A 1215-nucleotide genomic window follows, 5' to 3' on the forward strand; every position below is an offset into this window, starting at 1 on the left:
CGGCCCGCCCCGCCACTCGACCCGCCGTGCATCGATCAGGATCCGGTCTGGGGCGACGCCTGGGCCGATACGTGGGGCAATGCCGACCAGCTCGCGCTCGACCTCTTCGACCCCCGCCGCCGGGATCCCGACCGGCCCGCCGGTCGGGCCCCCGACCGGTCCATCGGGCTGTCCGCCGGCCGGGTCCGGGACAGGGCGGCCGGCAGGGGCGCCGACGTCCGGCCGCTGCCGGCCGGGCCGGGGCGCTCGGACGGCCCGCTGCCTGCGGCGCTGGTCACCGCGACCCCCGAGGCGGCCCGAGCGGCGCACCGCTTCGTCCGCACCTTCCTGGAGATCGTCAACGGTTACCGCCCGCCCGGGCAGCTCCGGCCGCTCTGCCTCCCCGAGGCGGCCGCCCGGGTGACCGCCGAGCTGGCCCGCGCCGCCCGCCGGGTCGGCCCGGCACGCCGCCGCACCGCCCGACCGGTCCTCCAGCTCCGGCGGCTGCGGGTCAGCGAGCCCCGCGCGGGCGCGGTCGAGGGCGCCGCCGTGCTGGCCGGCACCGGCGGCGCGAGCTGGGCCATCGCGCTGCGCCTGGAACACCGCCGCGGCACCTGGCTCTGCACCGTCCTCGACGTCCTCTGACCGACCCCGACCGACATCAGCTCGGTGCCCGGGCGCGAAGCCGACCTACGCAGTGACCAACTCCACCTCGCCGAAGTGGCGGCATCCCAGCCCCTCCGACACCGCCACCTCGCCGAGCTGGAGTCGATCATGGGATCGCCGGCGGCGTGCCGGGCCGACCCGGCGGGCGGCGCGGGCCAGCTCGGCGGTCACCCGGGCGGCCGCCTCGGGGAGGCAGAGCGGCCGGAGCTGCCCGGGCGGGCGGTAACCGTTGACGATCTCCAGGAAGGTGCGGACGAAGCGGTGCGCCGCTCGGGCCGCCTCGGGGGTCGCGGTGACCAGCGCCGCAGGCAGCGGGCCGTCCGAGCGCCCCGGCCCGGCCGGCAGCGGCCGGACGTCGGCGCCCCTGCCGGCCGCCCTGTCCCGGACCCGGCCGGCGGACAGCCCGATGGACCGGTCGGGGGCCCGACCGGCGGGCCGGTCGGGATCCCGGCGGCGGGGGTCGAAGAGGTCGAGCGCGAGCTGGTCGGCATTGCCCCACGTATCGGCCCAGGCGTCGCCCCAGACCGGATCCTGATCGATGCACGGCGGGTCGAGTGGCGGGGCGGGCCG

Annotated in this window: 2 protein-coding genes; one reads left to right on the forward strand and one right to left on the reverse strand. The window is 79.3% G+C overall.

Annotation, left to right across the window (positions count from 1 at the left end; genetic code table 11):
- On the forward strand, window positions 1-624 hold a 624-nt coding region (locus F8274_RS30660), incomplete at its 5' end, for an Rv3235 family protein (protein WP_151465885.1).
- 45 nt (window positions 625-669) lie between these two features.
- Here F8274_RS30660 and F8274_RS30665 read toward each other — a convergent pair.
- Window positions 670-1215 (reverse strand): Rv3235 family protein (locus tag F8274_RS30665; protein ID WP_225854056.1); only part of this gene is annotated, 546 nt, incomplete at its 5' end.

This window comes from Micromonospora sp. AMSO31t, from assembly GCF_008868175.1.
In the GTDB taxonomy this organism is placed as follows: Bacteria; Actinomycetota; Actinomycetes; order Mycobacteriales; family Micromonosporaceae; genus Micromonospora.